Source organism: Thioalkalivibrio sp. ALJ7 (assembly GCF_000376865.1).
In the GTDB taxonomy this organism is placed as follows: Bacteria; Pseudomonadota; Gammaproteobacteria; order Ectothiorhodospirales; family Ectothiorhodospiraceae; genus Thioalkalivibrio.
Genome location: NZ_AQXQ01000012.1, coordinates 38,620 through 63,543, shown reverse-complemented (window position 1 = coordinate 63,543; position 24,924 = coordinate 38,620). Strand labels below are relative to the sequence as shown.

At 63.2% G+C, this 24,924-nt stretch carries 23 protein-coding genes; 11 read left to right on the top strand and 12 right to left on the bottom strand.

Annotation, left to right across the window (positions count from 1 at the left end; all coding sequences use genetic code 11):
- Positions 1 to 20: 20 nt before the first annotated feature.
- On the bottom strand, positions 21 to 584 hold the full coding sequence (locus tag D002_RS0108970; RefSeq protein ID WP_018141584.1) for an invasion associated locus B family protein: 564 nt from the start codon (positions 582 to 584) through the stop codon (positions 21 to 23).
- A gap of 437 nt (positions 585 to 1,021) precedes the next feature.
- Between D002_RS0108970 and D002_RS0108965 the strand changes: the two genes are divergently transcribed.
- The 4 genes from D002_RS0108965 to D002_RS0108950 all read left to right on the top strand — a co-directional run bounded on the left by D002_RS0108965 (position 1,022) and on the right by D002_RS0108950 (position 5,310).
- A complete protein-coding gene (locus D002_RS0108965) occupies positions 1,022 to 1,573 on the top strand; it encodes a methylamine utilization protein (protein ID WP_018141583.1) in 552 nt (183 codons plus the stop codon).
- Positions 1,574 to 1,582: 9 nt separating this feature from the next.
- Positions 1,583 to 3,949, top strand: coding sequence for a bifunctional diguanylate cyclase/phosphodiesterase (locus D002_RS0108960; RefSeq protein ID WP_018141582.1), 2,367 nt, complete (start codon positions 1,583 to 1,585; stop codon positions 3,947 to 3,949).
- 88 nt (positions 3,950 to 4,037) lie between these two features.
- Positions 4,038 to 4,853, top strand: coding sequence for a DUF3034 family protein (locus D002_RS0108955; protein WP_018141581.1), 816 nt, complete (start codon positions 4,038 to 4,040; stop codon positions 4,851 to 4,853).
- Positions 4,854 to 4,863: 10 nt separating this feature from the next.
- The gene (locus D002_RS0108950) at positions 4,864 to 5,310 is read left to right on the top strand and encodes a group 1 truncated hemoglobin (RefSeq protein ID WP_018141580.1); all 447 of its coding nucleotides are present in this window, start codon (positions 4,864 to 4,866) and stop codon (positions 5,308 to 5,310) included.
- On the opposite strand, the gene D002_RS0108945 is transcribed toward D002_RS0108950, so the two are convergent.
- The 4 genes from D002_RS0108945 to D002_RS0108930 all read right to left on the bottom strand — a co-directional run bounded on the left by D002_RS0108945 (position 5,297) and on the right by D002_RS0108930 (position 9,885).
- On the bottom strand, positions 5,297 to 7,531 hold the full coding sequence (locus D002_RS0108945) for a bifunctional diguanylate cyclase/phosphodiesterase (protein ID WP_231362940.1): 2,235 nt from the start codon (positions 7,529 to 7,531) through the stop codon (positions 5,297 to 5,299). The genes D002_RS0108950 and D002_RS0108945 overlap by 14 nt on opposite strands.
- A gap of 30 nt (positions 7,532 to 7,561) precedes the next feature.
- The gene (locus D002_RS0108940) at positions 7,562 to 8,113 is read right to left on the bottom strand and encodes a methanogen output domain 1-containing protein (protein WP_018141578.1); all 552 of its coding nucleotides are present in this window, start codon (positions 8,111 to 8,113) and stop codon (positions 7,562 to 7,564) included.
- A gap of 148 nt (positions 8,114 to 8,261) precedes the next feature.
- The gene (locus tag D002_RS0108935) at positions 8,262 to 9,557 is read right to left on the bottom strand and encodes an NAD(P)/FAD-dependent oxidoreductase (RefSeq protein ID WP_018141577.1); all 1,296 of its coding nucleotides are present in this window, start codon (positions 9,555 to 9,557) and stop codon (positions 8,262 to 8,264) included.
- Positions 9,558 to 9,570: 13 nt separating this feature from the next.
- Complete coding sequence (locus D002_RS0108930; protein WP_018141576.1) at positions 9,571 to 9,885, bottom strand: c-type cytochrome; 315 nt, start codon at positions 9,883 to 9,885, stop codon at positions 9,571 to 9,573.
- 725 nt (positions 9,886 to 10,610) lie between these two features.
- Here D002_RS0108930 and D002_RS0108925 point away from each other — a divergent pair.
- Positions 10,611 to 11,978 carry a sigma-54-dependent Fis family transcriptional regulator gene (locus D002_RS0108925; RefSeq protein ID WP_018141575.1) on the top strand — a complete coding sequence of 456 codons (1,368 nt, stop codon included), beginning with the start codon at positions 10,611 to 10,613 and terminating at the stop codon, positions 11,976 to 11,978.
- A gap of 28 nt (positions 11,979 to 12,006) precedes the next feature.
- Here D002_RS0108925 and D002_RS0108920 read toward each other — a convergent pair whose 3' ends face one another.
- The 6 genes from D002_RS0108920 to D002_RS0108895 form a co-directional block, all read right to left on the bottom strand.
- On the bottom strand, positions 12,007 to 13,521 hold the full coding sequence (locus tag D002_RS0108920) for a glycosyltransferase family 39 protein (protein WP_018141574.1): 1,515 nt from the start codon (positions 13,519 to 13,521) through the stop codon (positions 12,007 to 12,009).
- Positions 13,518 to 14,201, bottom strand: coding sequence for an HAD-IB family hydrolase (locus D002_RS0108915; protein WP_018141573.1), 684 nt, complete (start codon positions 14,199 to 14,201; stop codon positions 13,518 to 13,520). Before D002_RS0108915 ends, D002_RS0108920 begins: the two co-directional genes overlap by 4 nt.
- A gap of 2 nt (positions 14,202 to 14,203) precedes the next feature.
- Positions 14,204 to 14,956: an SDR family oxidoreductase gene (locus D002_RS0108910; RefSeq protein WP_369772099.1), complete on the bottom strand. Its 753-nt coding sequence runs from the start codon at positions 14,954 to 14,956 to the stop codon at positions 14,204 to 14,206.
- Positions 14,957 to 14,961: 5 nt separating this feature from the next.
- Positions 14,962 to 16,263, bottom strand: coding sequence for an FAD-binding oxidoreductase (locus D002_RS0108905; RefSeq protein WP_018141571.1), 1,302 nt, complete (start codon positions 16,261 to 16,263; stop codon positions 14,962 to 14,964).
- 375 nt (positions 16,264 to 16,638) lie between these two features.
- Entirely contained in the window at positions 16,639 to 17,613 is a 975-nt protein-coding gene (locus tag D002_RS0108900) for a lysylphosphatidylglycerol synthase transmembrane domain-containing protein (RefSeq protein ID WP_018141570.1), read from the bottom strand.
- Complete coding sequence (locus D002_RS0108895; protein ID WP_255349321.1) at positions 17,610 to 18,518, bottom strand: decaprenyl-phosphate phosphoribosyltransferase; 909 nt, start codon at positions 18,516 to 18,518, stop codon at positions 17,610 to 17,612. The genes D002_RS0108900 and D002_RS0108895 overlap by 4 nt, the downstream gene beginning before the upstream one ends.
- 94 nt (positions 18,519 to 18,612) lie before the next feature.
- Here D002_RS0108895 and D002_RS0108890 point away from each other — a divergent pair, with 94 nt between their 5' ends.
- The 6 genes from D002_RS0108890 to D002_RS0108865 all read left to right on the top strand — a co-directional run bounded on the left by D002_RS0108890 (position 18,613) and on the right by D002_RS0108865 (position 24,328).
- Positions 18,613 to 19,119, top strand: coding sequence for a hypothetical protein (locus tag D002_RS0108890; protein ID WP_018141568.1), 507 nt, complete (start codon positions 18,613 to 18,615; stop codon positions 19,117 to 19,119).
- A 41-nt stretch (positions 19,120 to 19,160) separates the two neighbouring features.
- Entirely contained in the window at positions 19,161 to 20,051 is an 891-nt protein-coding gene (locus D002_RS0108885) for a DMT family transporter (protein WP_018141567.1), read from the top strand.
- A gap of 60 nt (positions 20,052 to 20,111) precedes the next feature.
- Positions 20,112 to 20,501 (top strand): hypothetical protein, encoded by a 390-nt coding sequence (locus D002_RS0108880; protein WP_018141566.1) that lies wholly within the window; start codon positions 20,112 to 20,114, stop codon positions 20,499 to 20,501.
- A gap of 33 nt (positions 20,502 to 20,534) precedes the next feature.
- Positions 20,535 to 21,518 (top strand): arsenic resistance protein, encoded by a 984-nt coding sequence (locus tag D002_RS0108875; protein WP_018141565.1) that lies wholly within the window; start codon positions 20,535 to 20,537, stop codon positions 21,516 to 21,518.
- A 173-nt stretch (positions 21,519 to 21,691) separates the two neighbouring features.
- Positions 21,692 to 23,143 carry a sigma-54 dependent transcriptional regulator gene (locus D002_RS0108870; protein ID WP_018141564.1) on the top strand — a complete coding sequence of 484 codons (1,452 nt, stop codon included), beginning with the start codon at positions 21,692 to 21,694 and terminating at the stop codon, positions 23,141 to 23,143.
- Positions 23,144 to 23,302: 159 nt separating this feature from the next.
- Positions 23,303 to 24,328, top strand: coding sequence for a transporter (locus tag D002_RS0108865; RefSeq protein WP_018141563.1), 1,026 nt, complete (start codon positions 23,303 to 23,305; stop codon positions 24,326 to 24,328).
- Between the two features lie 36 nt (positions 24,329 to 24,364).
- Here the strand turns inward: D002_RS0108865 and D002_RS0108860 are convergent, their stop codons facing one another.
- Positions 24,365 to 24,838 (bottom strand): hypothetical protein, encoded by a 474-nt coding sequence (locus D002_RS0108860; protein WP_231362939.1) that lies wholly within the window; start codon positions 24,836 to 24,838, stop codon positions 24,365 to 24,367.
- Between the last annotated feature and the right edge of the window lie 86 nt (positions 24,839 to 24,924).

Sequence of the window (24,924 nt, the reverse complement as noted above, 5' to 3'; positions counted from 1 at the left end):
AGCCCGCGTTGGGTGAACCCCTAGAGTTCGTTGCTCGCGTCGGTAAAGCCCATCAGCGAGATGTCGAACACAAACGGCTGTTCCTGTTGCAGTGCGCGGAAGGCCACGGTCAGCGCGCGGCCCCCGCGCAGTGCGCTCATTTGGTCGCTGCTCAGTTCACGGCCCGCCACACAACCCTGCTGCACGCAGGTCACGAATCCGGCATCCATTTCCTCGCCGGCATCATCGACCTGCATGCGGATGCCGGGGCGCAGGTCCACACCCAGCGGGACCAGTACCTCGATCACGTGCTGGTCGCCTTCACGGCGGACCGTGGCCTGCAGGAATAGCCCCTGTGCCTGTTCGTCCTGGATCTCGAGCGTCTGCTGCATACGACAGCGCTCGCCTTCCTGGGTGTCGAAACAGGCGACCTCCCAATCCTGATACACCGTGGTTTCCGGCTCCTGCTGCGCAGGCTGCTGTGCGCCGGGTTGTCCCATCTGTTGCGCCGCCCCTGGCACGGCGAGGCCCAGGAGGAAAAGGGCGAGAAGGGCGATGAAGGGCCCGCGGCGGATGCGGCGAACGCACTGGATGGCCTTATGCATGAGTCGAGGGGTCTCCGGTATTTGAATAACGTCCCCACTGTATCGCGCCGAGCAAGGTATTGCCTCGAACTGGCTTTGAGTGAGGGACCTTTCGGAGTGTTGCAGTTGCCTGCGCTCTTGTCCGGCGATACCGGTCATAAGCGCAGGCAGGGATCGCATGCTTGATTACTCCGACCAAGTCTGCGAGCGTGCCTTATGGGTGAGGGGCTGAAGCGCGGCGTGCTGCGATTCCATGCGCCGACACCATGGCTACTAGGACGAGGTAACGTGTGTCGGACAAGCGATGTAAGCGGTTTTCCTGGTTCGCGGCCTTTTGCCGAAAAGGGTTTTTTCTTGTTGGGTGTGTCCTTGCAGGAAGTCCTGTCGTCGCGGATACCCGCGACGGGATTACGTTTGCGGTAACCGACCAACATGGCGAGCCGTTGGCGGATGTTGTCGTGTACGCCTTGCCCGATGACGACATGGGTCCCGCAGCACCGGCCATTATGGACCAGGTGAATCATGCGTTTTTGCCACACGTGCTTCCCGTTCAACGCGGCGCCGCGGTCGACTTCCCAAATAGCGACGACGTTCGGCATCACGTTTACTCGTTTTCGGAGGCCAAGTCCTTCGAGTTGCCTCTCTACTCGGGTGTACCTGCAGAGCCGGTTTTTTTCGAAAAAGCCGGTGAAGTCGTACTGGGTTGCAACATCCATGACCGCATGCTGGGCTATATCTACGTCGTTGATACCTCGGTTTTTGCGCATACAGGACCCGACGGTCGCGCGCGGCTGGACCGATTGCCGACCGCTGCAACGGCTGTGTATTTCTGGCACCCACGTGCCGAGGGACCCACAGAAACGCTTGGCGTTTCGCGCCTGGAAGGCCGCGATGAATCCATTGTCGAACTGGAAATGAGCGTTACGCCGACCCCTGCCGCCCGTCACGATCACGAAAGTAGTGAGCCAGACGGCCTGCAGCAGCGGTTTCGCCGTTTTCGGTCGCCCTAGCGAATCCCTGTGCTGAACAGTTTCGCAACCCGGATTTTCCTGTCGATCGCGGTCGTTCTCCTGATGGTGGTTGCGGGGGGTACGCTGGCCGTTTTGACGGCTGCCCAGAATACGGCGATCAACCAGGGACAACGCGCACTGGAGGTGGCCGCAAGCGTTTTCGAGGAACTCTTGCTTGCGGATCTCTCGACGGCGCTGCAAAACGCGGAGATCACCGCGAGCGACTTTGGGTTCCGCCAAACGGTCGCAAGCCGTGACGCCGCGACCATGCGGTCGGCGTTGGATAATTTTGGTCAACGGATTCAGGCCGACTTCGGTTTCGTTCTGAATCCGGAGGGTCAGGTCGTGGCAACGACGGATGATGACGCCGTCCCCGCAGATGCGGATTTCTTGGCACCCGCTCTGATCGAGCAGGCACGCCACTTTAATGGTTCGGCGGGTATTTACGAATTGGCCGGTCAAGCCTACGAGACGGTGCTGGTACCCGTGCGTGCACCGCAGCAAATTGGCTGGGCGGGCTTTGCGTTCCATATCGACGATGCCTATGCCCGGCGCATCCATAGCCTGACAGGGCAACACGTCAGTATCTGGTCTGCGAACGAGAAACATTCTGAACCCCTGGCGGATTCGCGGCGGTTGCTTGGCGGAGAAATTCCGCGCACGCGGCCGGATGCGCTGGATGGCGCCCGTGGGGCTGAAGGACCCAGGCCGGATTTTTCCGATGTCTCGGACGACGGGCTGGTTCACGTGGTGAGTCTGGATCCCACCTATGCCGGTGCGCCATTGGCGATGCTCGAGAACGACTTGTCCGAAGCCATGAGCGCGTACTTCACCCTGCGTGACCAAATGTTGCTGATCGGTGGACTGGCGCTGTTACTGGCTATCCTGTCCGCCTCGTGGATGGGAAAGCTTATCTCGCGCCCGGTCTCCGATCTAGCCGGGCGGGCACGCGAGATTGCCGCCGGCTCATATCACATACCGGTCCCCACGCGTCGCCGTGACGAGATCGGACAGCTTGGACAAGCCTTTAATACGATGAGCGAGGCTGTCCGGGATCGCGAGGACAAGCTGCTCTATCGTCTTTATCACGATCCCCTGACTCAACTCCCCAATCGCACGCGTCTGACGATCGATCTCGCTGACGAGGTGGCGGCGCTTGGTGCAGATCGGAGGTTGACGGTCGCGCTGATTGACCTGCGTGACTTTGGCGAGATCAACAACCTGTTGGGACCGACTGTTGGCGACCGCCTGCTGCAGGCCGTCGCCCAGCGACTGCGTGAGCTCGAACCAATGCTGGTGGCGCGCATGGGAGGTGATGTCTTTGTCTGGATATCCGAACGCGCGGTGGTGGATTGTGGCACAGAGGGCGAGAGGCTTCTTGCACAGATCAACGGTACCTATGTGTTCGACGATGCCAGCATTGAACTCGAAGTCGTCGCCGGTCTAGTGGGTGCGCCGGAAGATGGCGACTCGGTCGAAGCCATCCTGCGTCGGGCCGAAATCGCCCTGAACCGGGCGAAGCGTGATCGACAGCCCTTTGGTATCTATGTCACGGGCGAAGAGGACCGGTATATGCGATCGTTGGAGATCGTTGCGGCCCTGCGCCAACTGGCGGATGCGGTGCGATCCCAGGCAGGCCTCAGCCCAGCGGCGACAGGGCTGGAATTGGCGTTCCAGCCCAAGCTGGACCTGTGTCAAGGCCTTGCCAACCAGGCTGAAGCACTGCTGCGGTGGACGCACCCCCAGCTGGGCAACATTTCGCCGGCCGAGTTCATTCCCCTGGCGGAGCAGTCGGGCACCATCACCGCTCTAACCGACTGGGTGCTGGAGCGCGCTGTCGGTCAGATTGCCGATTGGCAGGGTTCCGGGGTGGACGTACGACTATCGGTCAATCTCTCTGGACGGGATCTCCAGGATGAGCGTCTGGCCACCCGGATTGGCGATATTCTGTACGCCCACGGCGTTTCCGCGGGTCGATTGGTGGTCGAGGTGACCGAAACCTACCTGATGGAGGATTTGGACCAGGCTCTGGCCACGATTGCGGAGCTCAAGTCCCTGGGTGCGGCGATCTCGATCGACGACTTTGGCACCGGGTATTCGTCCCTGGCGCAACTACAGCGTGTCCAGGCAGACGAGTTGAAGATCGACCGGGAATTCCTGCTGCGCCTCGACGATAGTGATGATGCATGGAGAGTCATTCAGTCCATGATTCGTATTGGTCACGATTTCGGGATGACCGTGGTCGCCGAGGGTGTCGAGACGGACGCTGTTCGCGAGCAGCTTGCAAGCTTTGGTTGCGACTATGCCCAAGGCTTTGGTATTGCGAAGCCGTTGTCCGCAATGGCCTACCAGGAATGGCTCGCCGCTCGGTCATAGGCGCAAGGCCAGAATCACAAGAACATAGGCGACGGGAGACGCAGCGATGATGCACTGGCGCAGGATCACAGCGGGATGGATCGCCGGAATGGCTCTGATTGGGGTATCCGTTCCGGCATCATCGGATACCGGAGGTCGGCTGTTGGCCACTGGCGGTGGGACTCAGATCGAGGGTGCCGCTGGCGGAGGGGTCGTCCCCTGGGCCGTGATTGCGGGCTATGGGGCGGAGGACGAGTTTGGCGCGGATGCGACGGTCTCATATGCCACCACGCGCGACCTCGACCTCTCGGTATTGGCGCTTAGCGTGGGATTCGATAATCGCTTCGAACTCAGCTTCGGACATCAGCGTCTTGACGTGGGTCCGCTAGATACTCAGGTGCGGCAGAACGTATTTGGGGCCAAGATGCGGCTCGCCGGCGATTTGATCTACACGGATATGCCACAGATTTCTTTAGGGGTGCAGCACAAACGTCAGCAGGATTTCGTGATCCCTTCTGCGCTGGGGGCGCGTTCGAGTTCTGGTACCGATGTCTACCTGTCGGCTAGCAAACTCTTCCTGGCGGGACCGGGTGGCCGCAGTCTGTTGCTGAACGGTACCGTGCGGGCCACGAATGCGAACGAGACGGGGCTCCTGGGATTCGGGGGCGCAGAGAACGATAGCCACCGGCTGGTCGGGGAGGCCTCTGCGGCCCTGTTTCTGAGTCGCAACACTGCCGTTGGCATTGAGTATCGGCAGAAGCGAGCGAATCTCTCGGGTGTCGACGAGGATGACTGGTGGGACGTGTTTATCGGGTATTTCCCGAACAAGAACTTCTCGGTCATCGGCGCATTCGTGGATCTCGGTTCGGTAGCGGGTCTGGAACGTCAGTCCGGGGCTTACCTGTCCCTTCAGGCGAGCTTTTAGGGGAATGCCGATGAATCGATGGGTAGCCAGCGTCGCGGCGAGCGTGGTCACATTGTCCTTGATCGCTCCGGCGCAGATCTTGGCGGACGAATCTGAACGTGATGACCGGCTGTTTCAGCAACTTGGAGGATTGGGTGGCATTGACCTCATCGTCGAGGAGCTGTTGGTCGAAATCTCGCGCGATTTGCGCATTGTGGAACAGTTCGCCGAAACGAACGTCGAGCGCTTCAGGCGTCTTCTGGTTGAGCAGATCTGCGATATTTCGGGCGGTCCCTGTGAATACTCCGGAGACAGCATGGAGCTTGTGCATGGCGGCATGGAGATTACCGAGGCCGAGTTTAACGCCCTAGTGGAAAATCTCATCACCGCGATGGACACGGCGCGTGTCCCGCTTGCCGCTCAAAACCGTCTGCTACGGAAGCTGGCAGAAATGCGTTCTGACATTATTCATCAGTAACTTGCGACGTTCTGCCTTGCTTAGGGGGTGCTCGTTCGATGTCGCCGGAGCGCGATTGTGGAGAAATCTCGTCACCGCTAACTTTAAGGGGCGGTGAACTGACCGCTTCTTCGAACGTGGTTGGATGACCGAGAAGAAACCCCTGCCCGTAGTCGATCCCCATCGATCTCAGCGCCTCAAGGGTCTCCTCGTCCTCGACATATTCGGCGATCGACAAGCGCTCGACGGAGTGAGCGATCTCGTTGATGGCTCGAATCATGGCGCTACTCATGCGGTCGTTCCGCATGTCACGAACGAACTCGCCGTCGATCTTGACGAAGCTAACCGGCAAGGCCTTGAGATAGCTGAAACTGCTGTAGCCCGACCCGAAATCATCGATCGCGAAATGAACGTCAAGTACGCTCAGCTGCCTGATGATCTCGGACGTTCGATCAAGACTTTCCAGGGCGGCGGTCTCTGTAATCTCGACGACCAGGTGATGTGCACACTCGGGCAAGCGTTTCAAGGTCTCCGTGATCGCCTTGAGGAATGCCTTGTTGTTCAATGACCGCCCCGATACGTTGACGGAGACCATTCCTCCGGCCGCCCGAAAATCGTTCTCCTGTCCGAGGCGTTCGAGAACCTGATGCACAACCCAAGCATCGACGTCCGGCATTAAATCGTACGTTTCCGCCAGTGGAATGAATTGTCCGGGCATGAGCAGGCCTTTTGCATCATGGATTCGGAGCAACGCCTCGACCATCGGGGGGCGCGATTGTCCGAGGGCCTGGATCGTTTGGAATTCGAGAAAGAAGGTACCTTGCTCCAGCGCGCTGCGCACTCTGGCAAGGATCTCGAGCTCGCTGGACCCGGCGACCTCGTTTAGCTCGTCGGAATCCGTGAAGATATGGAACTGGTTACGCCCCTGGTTCTTCGCCACATAACAGGCCATATCGGCCTTTTGCAGCGCACGGTCAAGGGGCTCGGTGGCCGGCGTGAACATCGTCGCACCCACTGACACTGAAGACGAAATCGCGCCGTCGCCCCAGGGGATGCGGATGGAGGCGATATTTTGCATGAGCCGCGAAATGATGCCTGGCAGTTCCCTCCGGCCTACACCAGGCATGAACATGGCGAATTCGTCACCGCCCAGCCGCACGACCACATCGCTGCTACGTTGGTGACGGCGCAGCGCTTCACCCACCATGCGTAGCAGCTGATCGCCCGCGGCGTGGCCGGCACTGTCATTAACCAGCTTGAAGCGATCGAGGTCGAGCGCAATCAGTGCCGCCGTCTTCGGCCCGGCCGGATTACGGTGGCTGATACGCTCCTTCACAGCGCTTTCGAAGTGATGACGATTCGTCAGACCAGTCAGGTGGTCATGCGTCGCTTGATACTCGAGCTGGCGCTCATTAATTCGGTCGGCCGTGACGTCACTGAGTACATAAACGCTGCCGATTCGTACATGTTCGTCAAAATCCTTTTTTTCGATTTCGACGCTACGAATCCCTCCGTCGGCGCTTGCCAGAAGGAAAGATCCGGTGCGGATGGTGCTGGATGCGATGCGTTCCTTGAGGTCTTCCTGCGTTTGGATAAGAGAGATGTTCCGAACGTCCGCGTACACCGCCATGCAGTCATCCACCGGGCAGTCCTCGAGCGCCGCGCGGGGTAACCCAAGTATCTTGCACCCGGCGTCATTAATGAAGGTTATTTTCCCGGTAGGTGTAGTTGTGAGGACGCCTTCGCTGAGCGCTTCCAGCGTTATGCGATGGGTCTCCCTCCGTTGTTCAGCCAGATCCCGCTCGGCGCGGATCTGCTGATGTAGTGCGCGCGTCTTCTCCAGTTCTTCGTTCAGCAGGGCAAACTTGCGATCCCAGCCGGAGTCGCTCGATACCCAGACGATCACGACACCGGAACCTGCATCGTCAACGAAGGCTGTTGGGGCGCGAAAGGCCTTGCTTCTATGCCCACCGAACCGTTTAGCGTGATTCGCCAGGCGCAACGGCATAGGGACGGGTTCTGGTGTTCGCTGGGCACGAGCCAGCAGGTTCGTCACATCATCCGGGCCAAGATCCGAGCCATGTTCGAGCCAGGATGTGAGCGGTGTAGATGTGAGTTCCGCCGGTGACCGTTCGAGCCGCCTGGCGAGTGCCCGAGAGCAAGCTAAAATTGTTCCGCATGACGAAACCAGTAATGCGCATTCGTCGAGAGGGTCGTAGGCTTTCCGAAACAGGTCACTCATGTTCCGGTTGCCTCATTCGCACGGCCTGATTCACAGGCCATAGTATTCGCGACCTTGGGAACCCGCTGCGGTGCCCTCTGACAGAAAGAGTGTGACTTGGCAACCGGCGTGCCCTTGAGCGATCGATTCATCGATTCGGACCTTGCTGTACCCAAGGTTCTCCGCCGCGATGGTTCCGAAGACGTTGGAAGTCATCATGCAGAGTGAAGGACGACCCTTTACAGCGTTGCCGAAGGGACACGCGCGATTCCCAAAGATGATTTTGTCTGCGTCTATCGAGATGACGAAAAAATCGCCCTGAATGCGTCGTTTCAGATCGACGCATGCGGATGCGACCTGGACCGGATCCAACCGGAGTTGGCCGTAGGCATCCCGGTACTCCCGGTTTATCCATTCACCGATTGCCTGCCCCACGAGGCTGATGAAACCGGATGCCTCTTCCACTCCGACGGTCTTTTCCAGAGCGAAGGCTAGTTCCGATATCAATTTGCGCAGGAAAAGATCGCGCTCGAGCGATAAATCCAGCGCCTCGAGTTGTGACAGCGCGTCTGAGACTGCTTTGTGAGGCAGTTCGTCCGACATAGTGGCTCCGTCGCCTTGCATTTATCATTTGTAATGAGCGTGCAAAAGATGTGTACAAGGTTCGTTCGATCATACATAAAAAAGGGGACAAGCGTCGCTTGTCCCCGGCTGAAGCTGAAACGCCTCCAGCACAATGCTTTGCGGTTTGCTAGCCCCAGATGTCCGCAGTGATGCCGTTGTACCAGCCTTGCGTGTATCCGGCTTCGCGGGCACGGAATTCTTCGCTGGCTCCGGAGGGACTCACGCCGCCGGCACCTTCAACGCCGGACTGCGCTCCGTCCTTGTACTGGTATACCGCGGCCACGCTGATCCCGTGGTCCGGGGTCACCAAGCTATAGCAAGTATTGGCCGAGGAAGGATTCAACGGTTCCTGGTCAGCCAATTCGCGGACAACCGCCGCCGCAACGATCTTGCCCTGGTTGTTGGCTGAATGGCCGGACTTCGGCATGGCGCCGGCCACGCTGGCGTCGCCCAGGACGTAGATATTGGCGTCGGCCTCGGTCTTGAAGGTCTGCTGATTGACCGGCACCCAGCCTTCTTCGTTGACAAGCCCCGCGTCACGGACGATCTGTCCGGCCCGCTGGCGAGGAATAAAATTCATGACGTCGGCCTTGACGCGTTCAAATCCGCTGTCGGCACGGGCTGTTTTCTCGGCCACGTCTACAGTTTCGACCAGGCCGCCCTCAGACGCGGCTCGCCATTCGATCATTTCACCGTAGTGTTGAGCCCAGCCCTCTTCGAATAGCCCCTGCTTGGAGAAGCCGTCCTTGGCATCTAGCACGATGATCTTCGAGCGCGGCTTGTGCTGTTTGAAGTAGTGGGCGATCAGTGAGACCCGTTCGTAGGGTCCCGGAGGACAGCGGAAGGGGTTGGGCGGCGCGACCATTACGAACACGCCGCCATTCGGCATATCCTCCAGCTGGTCGCGCAGCAGGCGGGTCTGGTCGCCGGCCTTCCAGGCATGGGGAATCGCTTCCGCATCGGATTCGTCGATGCCCTCTACCGAATCGTAGTTGAAGTCGATGCCTGGAGACATGATCAGGCGGTCGTAGTCGACGCGGTCGCCACCTTGCAGGTGAACGCGACGGTTCTCGGCATCGACGGCCGTTACGCGGTCTGCCACCACCTCGATTCCATGATTGTTGCGCAGGCTGTCGTAGGTTTGAGCGATGTCGTCCATCGAGGCGAAACCACTGAGGACCCAATTGCTGCCGTAGCAGGTGTAATACGTGGCGTTGGGCTCGATCAGCGTAACCCGCAGGTTCGGCGAGAACTGCTTTAGGTACTTCGCGGCAGTGGCGCCGCCAGACCCGCCGCCGACCACCACCACATGGGCGCCGTTGGATGCTTGTGAATCGCCAGGTGCACAGCCAATGCCGGTGAATGTCGCGGCCCCGGTGATTCCGGCCACTTTGAGAAAACTGCGTCGCGTGAAATGACTCATGATCTATCCCCTGTTATTGATTGCCGAAGTGCGCTGCCATGGCGTCGATTTCTTCATCGGTGTACCCCTTGGCGTGACGATCCATGATCGTCCCGTCGCGCTGGCCATCCCGAAATGCGCGCATCTGGCTGGCGATCAGGTTTTCCGAAAGGGTGGACAAATTAGTGACGCCGTCGTTAGCACCTGCCGCGTTATGGCAAGCCTGACAGGAAGCGGCCATCAACTGGCCCCGAGTGATCTCGTCGTTGGCATCGGCGGCCACGGCTGGAGCCGCGCTGGTGAGCACGAGCGCGGAAAAGATGCCCGCAATGTAGGTACGTGTGTTCATGAACAGACTCCTCTGTATCGAATGGGCTGACTCATTGGGCGGCAGCTTTCGAAAACTGCCTTCATCCTCGGGTCCGGCTATATAGTCCAGACCTTTATCGCGCCGTCGGGATCAAGCCCGCTCGTTGCGCATTTCGGGAGCGTGGCCCGAGTTACCGGCGTGGACCCCCTGGCCCCCGGGAACGCGGGCGAAGCGCCCTGTATTTCGGCTTGGCAGCCATCCTGCTCTCTAAAAAGGCCTGCTCCCACGGAGCAGGCCGAAAGGAGAACAAACGTGGTAAACAGCCCTCCATTCGCTCGGAGAGCGCGGGCTTCCGGCCCGCACTGCCTTGGGCTTGTTAATCGACTTAACCGCGAAGAGCGGTTCCGACGGCACTTCCAGGCCCTGTCCATAGGTAAGACGATTCGCTGGTAGACGCGTGACCTGGAGAGAGGGGGCGCGCGGCTACCCGGGGACGAATTACCCTACGGAGGAGTAAGGCAATTAACATGCCATGTACGGCGGAGCGTGTGTGGCCGCGGGTCTCCATTCATAAATCTCTTTTTTAACGTGGATTTTCGTTGCAACGCTTTCGCAACAACAGCGCGCAACAGTGCAACGTATCGGGCCTCGCTCCGGCAGCCGGCAAAGTCCCTCACAGATGTCTGCAAATAGTTGCGGTGAAATAAATTCTGCATGTACCGTCCTGCTCGTCCCCACCAACGTCTTGTGGGGCGGGAGGCGACATGACCGGAACGGAATTGGCGAAGATATGCATTCGACACAGTCGAGACCCGCACATCATCGTCGACGATCAAGACAACGTAGTTTTCGGTAACCCTGCCTTCCACACCCTCTTCAATCTCCCGGAAAACGCCTCTCTTACCCTGGCCCAGTTGGGGCCCCTCGATCTGCGCCGAGCGCTGGATGATGCGAGTACGAACGCGCATGCCGGACCCATGGCGAACGTGGATTTCACGCTGTCCGTCGACCTTGACGGGGAGTCCCTGCCGTTGCGAGTTATCGAGCAGTCGGTGCGTATGCAGGGCGACGAGCGGCTGCGCTTGATCACCCTGCAGCCTTTGCGACGGCGGAGCGAAGAGTCGGAGACGGTGACCACGGCCCGGGCCTGGCCGTCGGAGACCTTGCGCTCGCTGGACAGCGAGTGCCGCAAGGCACTCGCGTTTGCGCGCAAGGTGGCCGGCAGTGACGTGCGAGTAGTCATTCTGGGCGAGTCCGGCACGGGCAAGACGCGTGTCGCCCGCGCCCTGCATCGGCACAGCCCGCGGGCGGGCAAACCCTTCGTCGAGGTGAACTGCGCCGCCATCCCGGAAGAACTCCTGGAATCCGAATTGTTCGGCCACGTTCGTGGGGCCTTCTCCGGAGCCGTGAATGACCGCGAGGGGCGGTTCGAGGCCGCCCACGCGGGTACATTGTTCTTGGACGAGATTGGGGAGATGAGCCCGAAGCTGCAGGCCAAGCTGCTGCGAGCGGTTCAGGACGGCACGTTCGAGCGAGTGGGTGAGAATCAGTCGCGGATCGTTGATGTGCGCGTCGTGGGCGCATCGAACAAGGATCTGCGGGCGCTCGTTGTTTCTGGTGAGTTTCGCAGCGACCTCTACTACCGCCTGGCCGTAGCGACGGTTTCCCTTCCGCCGCTGCGCGAACGCCCTCTTGACCTGCAGCAGGCGCTTGATCAGTTCGAGTCGGCCAATGAACTCCGTCTCGCGCCCGATCTGCGGAGCAAGCTGATGGCGTACTCTTGGCCCGGAAACTTTCGCGAGCTCGAGAACGCCTTCCAGTGCATGTGCCTGCGCTCACGCAACGGCGAGATTCGTGACTTCGAACTGTCCGATCCACTGGTGCAAGCGACCTCCGGTATCCAGTCGGCGGCCGCCAACCTGCCGTCGAATGATGGCGAAGGTGCCGACGCGATGAACTCGCCCGATGCGGTTTCCGGGGGCAGCCTGGCTCGTGCCTCTGAAGATGCAGAAGCCCGTCGCCTGCGCGAGGCCCTGATCGCGAACGCCGGAAATCGTACCCGCACTGCTCAGGAACTCGGGATGGATCGCTCGACCCTTTGGCGCAAGATGCATCGCCACAACCTGGCGTGAACCCTGCAGAAGCCGGTTGCCAAGGGGATTAGTTCGCCTTTCGGGTGTAGCGGTCGGTGAAGGCACAGCGGCCCTCCGGCAGCCAGGCCGGGAAGTCGTAGTAGCGCTCGAGTATCGGTTGGAGGACCTGCTCGTGGTAGGCGGTGAAGTCGAAGCCGTGGCCCTCGGCGAGCGACCATTCGACCCCGCGGATCGTGATCTCTTTGACCCGGACCTCGTCGAAGAAGGGCTCGACATGGTCCAGGTCCAGTTCGCCGCGCGTGGGCAGGTAGAGGAGGTTGGCGCCGTCCAGGGCGCGGAAGTCGGTGAGCAGATCGTCCTGGCGCCCGTAATGGGAGCCGGGCCCGAACACGCCAACCTCGCGCCCGGCGTAGTAGGCCAGTACCGCGGAGCGGGAGTAGCTGCGGGTGAACAGGTGCCAGTCGTCGTCATACCCGGCCACGGCCTCGGCGACGGATTCCGGCGCCAGGTAGAACACCGCGTCGGCGTAGCGGACCTGGCTCTTCAGCCATTCCACCGGCATCAGCGCGATGGTCAGGATGACCACGCCATGCAGAAGCGCGAGGGCACCCGAGAGCCAGGCACTGATGTTCAGCGCGCGTCCTGTCAGGAACAGCGCGGGTAGCAGCAGGAAGGGGGCGAAGGCGGCCAGCCAGTGCAACCCGATGCTCTTGAACGGGGCCAGCAGGGCGAAGACCAGCAGTGGGATCAGCCCGGCGGAGAGGAAGACGCCGAAGCGGTGCTCGCGGATGCCGATACCGAGGGCGCGCCACTGGCGAGCGTAGAACCACAGCAGCCAGGGCGTGAACAGATAAACCAGCAGCACCGCGTAGGTGAGCCAGTTGCCGGGATCGAAGCCGCCTTCGCCATGCCGGTTCACGACGTTGAACATCACGTTGTACCAGCAGTTGCCCCAGTTCCAGTACAGATTGACCGCGACCGCCGGGACCACGCCCAGGATGATCAGCAGCAGCCCGCGCCAGTGACGCGGCGCGAACAACAGGATGTGCAGCCCCAGCGCGATCCCTAGCAACACCGCGAAATACTTGGACAGGAACGCGAGCCCCAGCGCGAAGCCGGCCAGCAGGAACCACGCCGCACGCCCCGAGCGCAGGGCCTGCCAGGTCAGTGCGGTGGCCAGCAGGCTGAACAGGATCAGCGGGGTGTCGGTGGCGGTGATCACTGCGATGAAGAACAGCGGCATGAACAGCGCCAGCAGCGAGACCAGGCGTGCCCGAACCGGATCGGTATGCCGCCACCAGGCGAAGATCGCCAGGGCCGGGGCCATGGAGACGAAGATGCCCAGGGCCCGGATCGCCAGTGGGTGATCCGACAGTGGCAGGATCGCGCTGAGCCACCAGCCGATCATCGGTGGGTGGTCGTAGTAGCCGAGATCCGGGTTGCGTCCCCAGACCAGGAAATAGGCCTCGTCGCCGGTGATCGGCACCCACCAGGCCATCAGAATCTTCACCAGGAGGACGGCCAGCAGGATCGCGCCGTAGTGGCGAGCCAGCCAGGGCCAGGTGGGGCTTGGGTTGGTCACGCGGGGTGTTTCTCCGTGTCGGCTCCGTGGGCTGCGCGGAATTGACCCAGGCGCAGGAGATAGCCGCTGCGGGCCAGTTCGAGCATCGGCCGATCCGCCGTACTGTCGCCATACGCGGCGGTGATGTCCACGGTTTCCTCCGGTGGCAGGGTGGCGAGCCAGGCGGCCACGGCGGCCGGTTTGGCCGCGCCGCGGCAGTTGGTTCCATCCAGACGGCCCGTAACCCGCCCGGCGTCATCCACGGCGAGCCGCGAACTGACCACACCCTGGATGCCATGGCGTTCGGCCCATGGCCGCAACCAGACGTCCAGCGAGGCGGAGACGAGTACGCACTCGTCCCCGGCCGCCTGATGGGCCTGCAGAGCGCGCAAGCCGGCGGGCCGTAGCAGGCGATCCAGCTTGCGATCGGCGAACTCGCGCCCCTTGGCCTGCAGATGGGCCAGGGTCTCGCCGGCGAGCATTCGGGTTAGCACGGCCTCCTTGGCGTCCTGGTTGGACAGGCGCTTCAGCGCGAGGCCGGTCAGGGCCGGGACACAGGCGGGCAGGCGACGCAGGAATTCGCCGGTCCCCAGGGCATGGCGCAGGAACGGGAAGAGGCTGTCCCGCCGGGTCAGCGTGCCATCGAAATCGAACAGCACGATGCGCCGCGCGGGCCCGGATTGGTTGGGTGTGGAGCTCACGACTACAGCTTGAGGCGTTTGAACAGGTACTCGGGGATCAGGCGGATGATCGTCATGATGACCCACCACTTCCGGGGCAGGTAGGCGACCTCACGTCCGCGTCGCATGGCGCGGATGATGCCGCGGGCAACGGTCTCCGGTTCCGCCCACAGGGCCCCGGCACGGTTGAGGCCCTCGGTCATCGGCGTGCGCACGAAGCCCGGTTTGATGGTGACCACGTCCACGCCGCTGAAGAACAGGCGGTTGCGCAGGCCCTGCAGGTAGGTGGCCAGCATTCCCTTGGCGGTGCCGTAGGTGTAATTGCTCTGGCGTCCGCGATCGCCGGCGACCGAACCGATGGCGGCGATCACGCCACGCCCGCGCGCCTCGAAGTCCGGCGCGATACGGGCGAGCAGGGCGATGGCACTGGTGCCGTTCACATGGATCGCCTGCAGAGTCTCGTCCACGGAGGCGGCGCAGGCCGCCTGATCGGGCAGGGTGCCCCAGGCCAGCAGCACGCTGTCCACCTCGCCCAGGCCCTCCTGCGCCTGCTGCCAGAGGGCCGCGTGGCCGTCGCTGTCGGCCAGATCCGCAGTGGCGCCCAGGATGCGGGCGCCATCCGGGTCGTCGGCACGCACGCGCAGATCGGCGAGCAGGGCCTCCAGGGCCTCGGCGTCGCGGGCGACGCAGAACAGCCGCGCCCCCTGCTCCGCGAGATCGCGGGCGACCGCGCTGGCGATGGCCGAGGTGGCACCAAAGAGGACAACGTTTTTCATCGGGTTCATGCAGTCATCCTGCGCCAGAAGCCGGAGGAGAATTCGGGGTCTACATACTCGGCAAAGGTCTCCCAGTCGGGGAAGCCCTGACGGAAGACGGCCGCCGGCATGCGTGCGTCCTTCGCAGGGTACAGGGCACCGCCGGCCTCTTGCACGATCGCGTCGAGGCGCGCGAACAGGCGCTCGGTATCGCGGCCCTTCTCCGGGAAGTCCAGTGCCAGCGTGGCGCCCGGGCGCGGGAACGACAGCATGCCCGGCGCGGCGCTTGCGCCGAAGGTCTTGAGGACCGCAAGAAACGACCCCTGGCCGCTGGCGGCGATCGCGTCCAGCAGGGCTTGTACGCCGTCCTTCGCGGTATGAGGTGGCAGGACGCACTGGTACTGATAGAAGCCTTTGTGGCCGTAGATGCGGTTCCAGTGGCGGATCGCATCCAGCGGGAACAACCAGGGCAGATGATGGGCTGCACGCGGAGTGGCGTGCACCGGCTGTCGGTAATAGAGGTGATTGAAGGCGCGCAGCGTCAGGCGATTCACCAGAGAAACCGGCGGATCCAGCGGAATGCTGCGGCGGCGTTCACGATATTCGCTGCGCGAAGGCACGGTGGTGGCGTGGCGGGCGGCGCTATAGATACCCCGTCCGACGCGGCCATCCGGGCCCGGGTTCAGGCAGTCGATCCAGGCGACGGTGTAGGGCCACTCGCGTTCGGCTCGGGCGTTCAGTTCCCAGAAGGCGTCCAGGCTGTCGAAGCGCTGTGACCAGGCGCGCATCCAGGCCGTGCGTACCGGCATCAGTTGCAGGGTTACGGTCTCGATCAGTCCCGTCAGGCCCAGCCCGCCGACCGTGGCGGCGAACCAGTCGGGGGTGGCCTCTGGCGTGACTTCCATGACCTGGCCGTCCGAGCGCCGCAGGGTCAGCGCCCGCACGTGGTCACCAAAGCTCCCAGCCTGGTGATGATTCTTGCCGTGCACGTCATTGGCGACCGCGCCGCCCAGCGTCACGAAGCGGGTGCCGGGGACCACGGGGGGGAACCAGCCACGTGGAGCGGCAAAGCGCAGCAGCGCATCCAGAGACAGCCCGGCTTCGGCCGTGAGCTGTCCGGTGGTCGCGTCGAAGGCGATGAAGCGGTCCAGCCCCGGCGTGTGCAGCAACGAGGCCCCCGGGTTCAGGCAGACGTCTCCGTAGCTGCGCCCGAGGCCATGGGCGAGCAATGGGCGCGGAATGTCCAGGGGAAGCGGCTGGCCGCGGCGTGCAAGCGCGACCTCGGCGGCATGCTCGACCCGCGGGATGCGGTTCCAGCTGGCAGTCATGCAAGGCCTCCGGCGCCTTTCCCGTACCCGTCATTGCGAGGCCCCGCAGGGGCCGCGGCAATCTCCCGAAGCTGTTCCCGGCATCGGGGGATAACTCGCTGCACTCGCCCTTCGGGCCGGCCTGCGACCGTTCGACGCGCTACGCGCTTTTGTGCCCCGGCCCCCGCGGGGCCTCGCAATGACGGGGCTGTGGAATGTCGGTTGCGCACGACGATGTTGGGATGGCACCAGGAGAATCTTGCGGCCTCTGCGGCTCTGTGGCTTCGAACCTGTAGGAGCCCGGCCCTCCGGACGATTGGGGCATTGGTTGCACCCCATCGGCCAGCGGGCTGGCCTCCTACAGGGCTTCGCCATGACGTGGTGAGAGCGAGGCGCCTACGCATGGTGCTCGTCCGGGCGCTCGCGGCCGTGGGCCTCGGGGTTGGTAGCGAGCGCGATCAGGCCGAGGATCACCGCGAACCACAGGGTGGTGAAGCGGATCAGCATGGTGGCCGCGACCGCGTCGGCCGGCGGTATGTCGGCCCACAGCAGCAGGGCGACCATCACCGCTTCGGTCCCGCCCAGCCCCCCCGGCAGGAAGCTCAGCGCGCCGGCCAGCATGGCCAGAGCGAATACGAAGGCGGCGAAGGCGAAGCTGACCTCGAAGCCCATCGCATTGAGGATCCACCAGAACGCGAGGGCCTCGGCGCTCCAGGCAATTACGCTGAGGGCCGTGGCTCCGGCCAGCAGTCCGGGCCGATGGCAGCGCCGGGCCTGTAACAGGATCGTCGCGATATGGTGGAGGCTGCGCCATAGGCGCTGGCCCGGGCGGTCGCTGATGCGCTGCAGCCAGGCCAGCGGCCGCCGCCAGGACAGCACGATCAGCGCCGCGAGGATGAAGGCCGCGCCGGCCGCGATCAGCCAGGTGCCCTGGGCCACCAGGGTCAGCCCCAGCATCGACAGCAGCACCACCGCGATCAGGTCCGACAGGCGCTCGGAGACAAAGGCCGCGAAGCTGTCGGGATAGGGCAGCCCCCGGCGCTTGAGGAGGACGCCGCGCAGGGCCTCGCCAGCCTTGCCGGGGGTCGTGGTCAGGGCAAATCCGGAGATGTAAATGTGCAGGCTGGCGATCCAGGGCACCCGGTGATGCAGGGTGTGCAGGTAGAGCTGCCAGCGGGTGAAGCGCAACGAATAGTTCACCAGCGACAGCGCCAATGCCAGGGCCAGGCCGCCGATCCCGACCATTTTCAGGGCCCGCCAGACCTCGTCGGCCCCGGCCCACAGGGCAACCACCAGATAAAGCGCCACAGCCAGGATGATGGAGGCCATCACCGCGCGCAGGCGCCAGCCGGAGAGCAGGACGGCGCTCATGCGAGCACGGCGATAGTCACGCCCATCCAGACCGCGACCGTGGCCAGCAGGTGGGGATCGGTGACCAGGTCACGCGAGGTGTCGTTGCCGGCCCCCCGCGCATGCAGCAGGAACAGGTAGCGGAAGATCCCGTAGATCACGAACGGCAGGGTATAGATCAGCCCGTCCGTGCCGTGCAGGGCGATGGTCTCGGCGCTGACCGTGTAGAGCCCGTAGGCAAGCACGGTGCAGGCAGCGCTGATGGCAATGAACTGATCCAGCAGGCTGACGCTGTAGTCGTCGAGTACGCGGCGCGTACTTTCCTCATCCGGCACTCGCTCGATCGCAGCATCGGCGAGCTCCGCGCGGCGCTTGGAGAAGCCCAGAAACAGCGTCAGCATCAGGCCGCACAGCAACAGCCACTGCGAGGGATCGATGCCCAGGCCCAGGGTCCCGGCGAGGATGCGCAGCATGAAGCCGGCGGCGATGCTGAATACATCCAGGATCACGATGTGCTTGAGCGACCAGGAGTAGGCCACGTTCAGCACCAGGTAGGTCAGGATCAGTCCGATCACCCAGGTGCTGACCATCGCCGCGAGGATCAGCGCAATAACGGCTGCCGTCGCGAAGATGGCCCAGGCGGAAGAGATCGGGATCTTGCCGCTGGCGATCGGCCGATCGCGCTTGGTCGGGTGGCGGCGATCGGCCTCGACGTCCACGATGTCGTTCAGCACGTACACCGCGCTGGCGATGGCGCAGAACGCCAGAAAGGTGATGCTGGCCGCGAGCACGGTATCCGGCTCGCCCCACTCGTGCGCGAACACCACGCCGAGGAACACGAACCCGTTTTTGATGTACTGGTGCGGGCGCAGCAGTTTGATCAGCGAATGCAGCATACGGGCGGTCGTCCGTGAAGGTGATTGCAGTCTACTGACGCGTTCGATGCGTTACCATCGGCGGCGCTTCCATGCCGACGCGAATGCGCGGCCGACCCATTTGTCGAGTGACTGGAGAATCCCCATGTCCCGTGTTTCCCGATTCGTTTTTCCGGCCGTTCTTCTGGCCTCGCTTGTGCTGGTGAGCGGCTGCATGTCGGGCGGAGGCCCGGAGCCCGAGTTTGCCGAGGGTCAGCCGTTCCCCGAGCGCACCCTGAATGACCAGCACGGCAACCCGGTGGAGCTGCCGGGCAATGCCCGTGTCATCCTGAAGACTGTGGAGATGGCGCCCGCCGATATTGCCAATGCGGTGCTGGGCGAAATGAATGCCGAGGAACGTGAAGGCATCGTCTATATCGCCGATATCCACGAGATGCCGCCGCAGCCCATGCAGAACGTCGTTCTGCCGCGCATGCAGGCGCGCGACTACTCCATCGTGGTCACCAACAGTGAGGCCGATGCCGGCTTCCTGCCGCATGAGCGCGAACAGGTCACCGTGATCCTGCTGGATGACGAGGGCGTGGTCACCGGTGTCGGCCATGCCGGTAGTGAAGAGGCCCTGAAGGACATGCTCGCCAACGCCGGTGAATAGGCGTCGTCGCCTGACCGACCGGGTCCGGTTGCGGGTCTGACATGGCCTTCTTCCTGGGCCTGCTGACGGCCCTCGGGTTTGGTGCCGGCGACTTCTTCGGTGGGCTGGCCTCCCGGCGCATCCCGGCGCTGGTGGTCGCCTGCTACTCGCAGATCCTTGCAACCGCGGCCCTGCTGGTGATCGCCCTCCCGTTGGCCGGGCTGCCCGGAACGCAGGCCCTGGTCTGGGGTGGGGCCGCGGGGCTGGCTCTGGCGCTGGGCCTGCTGGCGTACTACCACGGGCTGGCCCAGGGTTCGATGGGTCTGGTGGCCGCCGTGACGGGTGTGATCTCGGCACTGGTGCCGCTGCTGGTCGGGCTTGCACTGGGCGAGGAGCCGGGTCTGCTTGCACTCGTTGGCATTGCCGCCATCGTGATCGCCATCGGGATGATTTCCGGCGGTTCGCGCAAGGCGAGCCCGCGGCGTCTGGATGAACCGGTACGTGGCCTGATGGCGCTGGCCCGGGGCCAGCACCCGGTACGCGGGCTGGTGGACGCGACGATCGCCGGGGTCTGCTTCGGTCTGATATTCGTGTTTCTGAACGAGGCGGAGGCCGGTTCGCCGCTGTGGCCGGTGGTGGCCACCTCGGCGGTGGGTGCGGTGACCCTGCTGGGGGTGATGCTGATCCGCCGCCCGCAGACCGGCATGAGTCGCTCGACCCTCGTGCTGCTGTCGCTGGCGGGTCTGCTTCAGGCCGCCGCGACCCTGGCCTTCGTAGTGGCCGTGCGCATGGGGCTTCTGTCCATCATCGCCGTCGCCGGGGCCTTGTCGCCGGCGCCGACCGCGCTGATGGCACGCTTCTTCCAGGCCGAACGTATGTCGCGGGTGCAGCTCGCCGGTTTTGTCTTTGCTCTCGCCGGCATCGTCCTGATCGTGCTGGGCGGTCCCGGATAGTCAGCGGTAGAGTCTGATAATCTCGGGGCGCGTGTCGTGATCCCCCACAGGAGGTGCAAGGTGTCTGAAGATCCGAAACCGGAAGTCGTGCGCAGTGATGTCAGTGAGCCTGCAGTGGGTCCGCGCAAGGACACCACCATGGTGACCGTGGTGTACGTCCTCTACCTGGTAAGTTTTCTGACCGCGCTTACGGCGATTGCCGGGATTATCATTGCCTATATCAAACGGGGCGAGAGTGATGCCGTCAGCGTCTCCCACTTCACCTACCAGATCCGCACCTTCTGGATCGGGCTGCTGTTCGCAGTCCTCGGTGTGATTACGTCCCCGATCGGGATCGGCTTCCTGATTCTGTTGGCCCTGCTCATCTGGATGCTGGTGCGCTGCATCAAGGGGCTGCTAGCGAACAACGACAACCGCGCCATCGAGCAGCCCGAAACCTGGCTCTGGTAAACGATCCCTGGCGTTCCTGAACGGCCTGCGTCGATGCGGGAGCGCCTGGAGCAGTACCAGGTACTGATCTACCTGGTCACAATTGCCCTGGGACTTATTCTGGGGCTGGCCGCCCCGGAGGCGAGTGCCTGGCTGGATGTCGTGCTCTGGCCGGTGCTGGGGTTGCTGCTGTACGCCACGTTCACGCAGACGCCGCTCGTCCGCCTGAGCGAGGCCTTCCGCGAGCTGCGCCTGCTGGTCGCCGCGGTTATTGGCAACTTCGTCGTCATCCCATTGCTGGTCTGGGCGATCCTCCAGGTGGCCCCGGGCGATGCGGCGATCCTGCTGGGCATCGCACTGGTCCTGCTGGTGCCCTGCACCGACTGGTTCATCACCTTTACCCATCTGGGGGGCGGCGATACCCGTCGGGCCATCGCCTTCTCCCCGATCTCGCTGCTTCTGCAGCTGGCGCTTTTGCCGCTCTACCTGTGGCTGTTCTTTGGCGGGGAATTCACCGAAACACTCGCCGGTGGCGACGTGCTCAAGGCGTTTGTGGGCCTGATCCTGGTGCCGTTGGTCGCGGCCTGGTTCACCGAACGTTGGGCGGGCGACGCCCCCGTCCGCGAGCGCCTGATTGCGGGATTGGCCTGGTTCCCGGTTCCACTGCTGGCGCTGGTGGTGTTCATTATCGCCGCCTCGCAGGTCCATACGGTGCTGGATGGGGCCGGTGTCCTTCTGCCCCTGTTGATGATCTTTGGCGGCTTCCTGGTACTGGCGCCACTTTTTGCATGGATGCTGGCCCGAGCGTTCCGTCTGCCGGTGGCGCAGGGCCGCGTTCTCGCCTTTAGCTTCGGTTCGCGCAACTCGTTCGTGATATTGCCCATCGCCCTGGCTTTGCCGCAGGGACTGGAGCTCGCCGTGGTTGTGGTGGTGTTCCAGTCCCTGGTCGAACTGGTGGGTATGGCGCTGTACCTGTGGTGGGTACCACGCCACCTGTTCCCCGAACCGATCCGGCCGGTTTCGGTTAAGGGGCGCTAGTTCCTTTACTCGTACGCGGAAGTGGAAGGCGTCGGAAATTCGACGCTGTCTCGTTGGCAGTTGTATTTCAGTTGTCACGGGTTTTTGACGAATCCGTTCTATACTCCAAAACGTGATGAGGGTCTCCCCGGGACCGGGGAGCCAGGGATTATTGCGGGCACTGGGAGAAGACCATGTCCGGATCAGGAAAGATCAACGGGGCCCTGTGGCCGGCACTGCCCAGCGCGATGTTCCGCGCTGGCGGAGAGGCACGGGATCTGAGTGCGGAGGTGTTCCGCTTCTGCTCCACGGGCGCGCCGCGTGACGTCGCCTGGCTGGAGGCGGGCGGCCACGCCTGGGAGGCCCTGCGGTCCCTTTCCAGTGCTTGGCAGTTGCGTCGTGTGAGCCTTCCGTTGTCCGAGCCGTGGCCCGATCTAAACGGGGTGCGGGTGGGGCTGCTGGATCTTGGCCATCCCCTTCCCTCGCAACTCATCGATTTTGTGCATGCACACCAGCACGTCAAATGGATCGCCCTGGTCCATCCCGGCCTGCTGCCGAGTCCGGTGTTCCGCGACTTGATCCGTGAAAGCTGCTACGACTTCCACACCCTTCCCCTGGATCAGGCGCGCCTGGAGGTCACCCTGGGCCGTGCCTGTGGCATGGCTGTCCTGGAGACACCCAGCGACCCCGCAGGGACACCGCCCCTGGTGGTGGAAGGGCGGCCCATCATCGGCCACAGCGCCCCTATGCTGGCGCTTGCGCGGCAATTGAAACGCGTCGCGGGGTCGGATGCTTCGGTGCTCTTCCAGGGCGAAAGCGGGACCGGAAAGGAGCTGGCGGCTCAGACGGTACACCGCCAATCGCGCCGGGCGGATGGCCCGTTTGTGGCTGTCAATTGCGGGGCGTTGCCAGCCCAGTTGATCCAGTCCGAGCTGTTTGGTCACGAGGCGGGGGCGTTTACCGGTGCCGCCCGACGCAAGATCGGGCAGCTGGAATTGGCCAACGGTGGGACCCTGTTGCTCGACGAGATCGGTGATCTCGGGCTCGAGTTGCAGGTGAATCTGCTGCGCTTCCTGCAGGAGGGGACATTGTTGCGGGTGGGTGGGCTGCAGCCGATTCAGGTCGATGTGCGGGTGCTGGCCGCGACCCACATCGACTTGCTGAAGGCCGTGGAGGCTGGGCGTTTCCGTGAAGATCTCTACTACCGCCTCAACGTGATCCAGCTGGATGTACCCCCGCTGCGGGATCGCGGGACGGACCTCATGGAACTGGCCCGTTTCTATTTCGAACGATTCCGGGGCCAGAACGCGCGCTTGCGTGGTTTCACCCAGGCTGCGGTTCGCGCGTTGTATGCCCATCGCTGGCCGGGAAATGTGCGGGAGCTGGTCAATCGCATTCAGCGGGCCGTGACCATGGCGGATGGGCGCCTGATTCGGCCGGAGGATCTCGGGTTTTCGTCCCAGTTGGGTGCGGATTCCCAGGAGACGTTGGCGCAGGCGCGGGCACGTGCGGAGCGCGACACGGTGATGCGGGCGCTGGGGCAGTGCGACAACAACGTGTCGCGGGCCGCACGCCAGTTGGGAGTGGGACGAGTGACGCTTTATCGCTTGCTCGACAAGTACGGGGTACGTCCACAGAAGGGCTGAACCCGGAGTTCGTCGGAACACCGGGTTCGGTTGGAGTGGAGGTGGTCCGGTTTCGGGGGGCACATGCGGCCGCGCCGTTGGGCGCGTTCGCTGCTGTGTTTCCGGATGGGTGGCCCCGCGGGGGCATGGAGAACGCGCGTGAACAGGATCTGGGTTGGGATGAAGGGGGCGGGATGGGTCCCGCTGTTGCTGGGGTTGTCGGTCCCTGTGTTTGCTCAGGAAACCCGCGAGGAGGTCGGCGATGCGCCGCGGGATCAAGGGCCGCAGGTAACGGTGTTCGAGGAGCGCGGCATGCTCACGCCGCAGGGCCAGTGGGTGTTTGAACCGTCGCTGTCCTATGTACACAGCAGCGCACTGGATGTCTCGATTGAAGGCTTTACGATCATTCCGGCGTTGGCGATCGGACTGATCGACGTCAGCGAGACGGAACGCGACACGCTGACGGCTGCGGTGGCTCTGCGTTACGGGCTGACAGACCGGTTGGAGGTCGGAGTCAAGATCCCATGGGTCTACCGCGAACAGCAGGTACGGCGACGCGACATTCTGGAAGGGACCGAACTGGAGCGGGTGACCGGGTCCACTGGCAGTGGCCTGGGGGATATCGAATTCGGGCTGTCCTACCAGTTCAACACGGCGGACCGTGGGCGGCCGTTCTTCATTGGTAACCTGAAGGCCAAGAGCCGCACCGGGACGGACCCGTTCTCGGTCGATCGGCGGCGGATCGTGGACGAGGACGGCAATCGCCTGGGCGAGATCTTCCTGGAACAGCCGACCGGGTCCGGTTTCTGGGCAGTACAGCCGAGTGTCACGATGATCTATCCAACCGATCCGGCGGTGCTGTTCGCCAATGTCAGCTACCTGTGGAACATCGAGCGCGATGTGGGTCCGGACTACGGCAAGGTCGACCCTGGCGATGCCTTTGGTGCCAGCCTGGGGGCGGCCATCAGCCTGAACGACCGCACCTCGATGAGTTTTGGCTACGACCACAGCGTGGTGTTTCGCACGCGCGTGGAGAATGACCCAGGCCTGGAGCCGGTATTCGGGCGGCGTCAGGTCGGGACCCTCCTGTGGGGCGTATCGCACCGCCTCACCGAGCGCACCAGCCTGAATTTCTCCCTTGGGGTGGGCGTGACGGAGTCGGCACCCGATGTACAGATGACCGTCCGATTGCCTATGCGATTCTGACGTCGTGGCCGTGCGAGGGCGGTCGTGTCGGGGGCGCTACCAGCCGCGACCGCCATCCAGAAGCTGTTGCTCCAGGGCGCGCCCGAGGTCGCTGCGGGGCATCGGTAGATTGCGCATTTCCAGTTGCATGATCGTCTGATGATGGATGGCCTGGCCATCCAGCTCATTCTGGATGCTGGTGACCCAGCCCTGGCCGCTGGGTAGCTCCGTCACGAGCGCCTGGGGCCGAAGCGTCTCCGATCCGTTGATGATCGTGATGCGATTACTGGCGTATGCGCTGTTCGCGGCGTGGCCCAGGGGCGCCAGTGGCTGCAGCGTGGTCTGGTTCAGGATCTCGCCATTCAGGGAGGTGATCTGTTCCAGGCCGAAGGTGATCTCCAGGCCATTGGGCCCGAAGAATCCTCCACGCTGTTGTGCCAGCACATGATCCGGAACGACACGGGCATCATCGGTGTCGGGCAAGGCATCCAGGGCCTGGCCGGTCGCCGGCAGGGCCACGGCCATGGCCATCAGCGCCACCCGCAGTAGGGCCGTCCATCGAGCCCGTCGGTGGTGCCACGGGGCGCGCGTTGGGTACCGAGTGGTCGGGATGGACG